This is a genomic window from Streptomyces sp. NPDC050263 (assembly GCF_040655955.1).
Taxonomy (GTDB): Bacteria; Actinomycetota; Actinomycetes; order Streptomycetales; family Streptomycetaceae; genus Streptomyces.
Map to the genome: position 1 here is coordinate 1 of NZ_JBFAKW010000255.1, position 3,551 is coordinate 3,551.

Sequence of the window (3,551 nt, forward strand, 5' to 3'; positions counted from 1 at the left end):
ACGGCCGCCTTACCGCCGGACGGGTGTAGGCCGAACAGCCCACCCACCAACTCGTAGGCCAAACAGACGAATCACACCTAATTCCTGATAGACCCCGCCAAGCGCATCGAGAACAGGGTGTGGACCAGGATTATGGATAGCTCGGTGACTTGTCATGGGTTCTGATCTGGCGCTTTGCGTGGCGGACATGTCCGTGACGGGTTAGGCAGGCCGCTGGCCTCGGTCGCGGACGACGAAATCGGCGGAGGCTGCCCCCGGAACTGCTGTGGGGCACTTCTGCAGTGAACACCTGGACTCCCACCGGGCGTCGGTGCTGTCCGCCTCCGGTGACAGCCGACGCTGATCGTAGGCGCCCGATTCGCCTGTAGCTGTCCGCCTCGCTTGGTCCGGTTCATGGAAGTGGGGAGTCCGGGGAGGGGGTGCGCGTGACCGGTTGTTCCAAGAGGCGGGCCAGGTGCGTGTGGAGAACGTCGTGTGCTTCGTGCGGGGTGAGGTGGCCGATGAGGACGTGCACGGTGAGGCCGTCCGCGAGGGCGAGGAGGGTGCGGGCCTCGAGTTGCGGATCGAGGGGCACGGCGCGCTCGGCGCCCTCGGCGCCCTCGCCGGCTTCCGAGATGAGGCGAGTGAACGCCTCCTGCAGGGGTGCGTAGTTCGCCTTCAGCGTCCTGGCGAGCGCCTTGCTGACAGCCGCCTGCGCGACGAAGGCGAGCCAGACCCTGGCCTCGGCGCGGTGTTCTTCCCGGAGCAGTGAGATCTCGGTGGCCGCGTGGCCCAGGGCGGTGCTGGCCGACTGGGCTGGGCTCCTCAGGAGGCGTGCCTGTGCGCGCTCGCTGATTCGCTCGCTGATGTGCCCGAGAGCGAACACGAGCATCTCTTCCTTGTTGCGGAAGCACCGCTGAACTGCGCCCATCGACACCTGGGCGCGGGCGGCGACATCGCGAAGGGTCACGCCCTCAAGTCCGCGTTCGTCGGCGAGGTGGCATACGGCCTCGGCGATGTGGAGGCGTCGGCTCACGTGATCCACCTGCCTGGGCATGTCCGATCGCCTCTCAATTTCACTTCGTTCCGCTTTGCAGCGCAGTTTATGCGATGCGCACGTATCGGTTCCCGGGTACGGTTCCGATGCAAGCGCATTGGTACGTGGATGAGGAAGGTGCAGCCATGCTGGACGCCCTGTGGAAGATGCCGGCCGCCGCGCAGGCGGAGGCTGTGCGCAGCGCAGAGGTCTCGGCCGTCGAACTGGTAGACAGTCACCTGGATCGCATCGCCGAGGTCAACCCGCAGGTGAACGCGGTCACGCAGCTCCTGGCGGAGGGGGCACGTGAGGCCGCGGCACAGACGGACCGTCGGCGGGCCGCCGGTGAAGCGCTGGGGCCCCTCGCGGGGGTGCCCTTCACGGTGAAGGAGAGCACCGCCATCGAAGGCGTGCCGACTACGTTCGGCACGGAGCGCTTCCGCGATCTGGTGGCGTCGGCCGACGCACCCCCGGTGGCGCGGCTACGCGCTGCCGGGGCCATCCCCATCGGGCACAGCAACATTCCCACCCTCATCCTGGCGGGGATGCACACACGCAGCGAGCTGTTCGGTGACACGGTCAATCCGTGGGACAGCAGCCGGACCCCGGGCGGCTCCAGCGGGGGCGACGCGGTGGCCGTCGCCACGGGTATGGCGGCGCTCGGGCTCGGCAACGACTCCGGGGGATCGGTGCGCATCCCCGCCCAGTTCTGCGGCGTGGCCGGGCTGAAGCCGTCCACGGGCCGGTTCCCCGCCGACCACCGCGTTCTCGGCCCGGACGACCCGGGCCCGGCGTCCCAGATGCTGGTCACCGACGGCCCGCTGGCCCGGAGCGTGGGCGATCTTCGGCTTGCTTACGAGGTGCTGGCCGGGACCGATCCGCGAGACCCGCGGGCCGTGCCGGTGCCCGCATACGGCGAACCGCTCCCCGGACGCGTGAAGGTCGCGGTCGTGGCGGACCCTGGCGGTTACGGCGTCCACCCCACCGTTCGCGGAGCCATCGCGACCGCGGCTGACGCGCTCCGCGACGCCGGGTACGACGTGCGCGAGGTGCAGGACGTACCGCGGATGGACGAGGCCCTCGATGCGTACGGCCGGATCACTGTGACCGAGTTCGCCCCGACCTGGCCGGTGGTGCGCGGGCTGCTCGGCAAGGGCGGTGACCGCTATATCGAGATGGCGATGGAACAGACCCCGCCCGCAAGCGCGGAGGAGTTCATGAAGTTGATGGGCACCTGGATGAACATCCGCCGCTCATGGGCCGAATTCCTCGACGAATACCCGCTGTTGCTCGGCCCGGTCTTCACCGAGCCACCGGTCGAGCCCGGGCTGGAGTCGCGTGACAGGTCAGGCCGGGACCGGGTCGGGTCGGGAATGCGCCTGTGCACCGTGACCAGCTTCGTGGGCGTACCCGGTGTGGCCATACCGACCGGGATGGTCGACGGGCTCCCCTCTGGAGTGCAGATCGTCGGGCGCGCGTTCCGGGAGGACCTGTGCCTGGGCGCGGCCCAGGCGATCGAGGACCGGCTCGGAGTTCTCACACCGGTCGACCCGCGCGTGGGAGGCCGGGCTGATTGAACCCGTGGGCCATACAGGGCGCGCACGGCGGCCCCCATCCCCTCACCGTCAGCACGCCGCCCTGTCCCGGCGGCCTGGCTGAAACGTTCTCGTTCGCCACAAACCGCTTTCAACGGCAGCCCGAGATCACGGTACTTGTAGAGACGCCCGAGGCTCCAACGACGATCGGCGCCCGGAACCACAACCGGAATGGACACCATGAACACGGCTCCCACCGAGGACCATTCACCCTCCTGCCGCGACCTGGTCGGTCTCCTCGCCCAGACCGACCGGCGCGCCGCCTACGCGGCCCTCGCCCTCGGGGCGCCCTCCGTGGCGGAGGTCGCCGAACTGACCAAGCTCCGCCCACCGGCCGCTGCCGCGGCGCTGCAAAAGCTGACGGACGGCCGGATCGCCGCCTTCGACAGCGAAAAGCGCACGTACACACTGCTCGACGACACTTTCCGGCTCGCAGTCCAGGCCGAGGTCAGCGTCTCCGGCCGCGGCAGCGGAGACGGCGCGGGCTCCTACTTCCGCCGTGGTCGGCTCACGTCCATTCCGGGCAAGGCGGAGGTACGCAGCCGTGTTCTGGCCGTTGTGAAGGACTCGTTCGAGCCCGGGGTGATGTATTCCGAGGCCAAGGTCAATGCGATCTGCGGCGAATGGTTCGACGACTGGGTGAGTCTGCGCCGTGCCCTCGTGGACGAGGGTCTGTTGCGTAGAAACGAGTCCGGCACCACCTACGAGCGCGTCTGACGGATGGTGCGAGTATTGGCCGGCGACGCCCGCACACCCGCGGACGCCACCGCGCGGGCTTGCAACGCGCTCGACCGATCAAGGCAACGGCCGTTCGCTGCGCAGCCTGCGGATCTCGCCGTATGCGGTCTCTAGTGCCGTAGCAGGGAATGTTTGCCCTGTTGTGATGTGACGCGTCGTCCGGGTGCTGTGCCGGGCGGCGCGTGTCCGGCACTCTGTCCGGG

General features: G+C 69.0%; 3 protein-coding genes. 2 read left to right on the forward strand and 1 reads right to left on the reverse strand.

From position 1 onward, the window contains the following. Nucleotides 1-391: 391 nt before the first annotated feature. Nucleotides 392-1,036 (reverse strand): TetR/AcrR family transcriptional regulator, encoded by a 645-nt coding sequence (locus tag AB0J04_RS45595; RefSeq protein ID WP_363174630.1) that lies wholly within the window; start codon nucleotides 1,034-1,036, stop codon nucleotides 392-394. A gap of 125 nt (nucleotides 1,037-1,161) precedes the next feature. Here AB0J04_RS45595 and AB0J04_RS45600 point away from each other — a divergent pair, with 125 nt between their 5' ends. Together AB0J04_RS45600 and AB0J04_RS45605 are read left to right on the forward strand one after the other, a co-directional pair. Further along, entirely contained in the window at nucleotides 1,162-2,592 is a 1,431-nt protein-coding gene (locus AB0J04_RS45600) for an amidase (RefSeq protein WP_363174631.1), read from the forward strand. Between the two features lie 198 nt (nucleotides 2,593-2,790). Continuing rightward, nucleotides 2,791-3,327 (forward strand): DUF2087 domain-containing protein, encoded by a 537-nt coding sequence (locus tag AB0J04_RS45605; protein ID WP_363174632.1) that lies wholly within the window; start codon nucleotides 2,791-2,793, stop codon nucleotides 3,325-3,327. The last annotated feature ends 224 nt before the right edge of the window (nucleotides 3,328-3,551 follow it).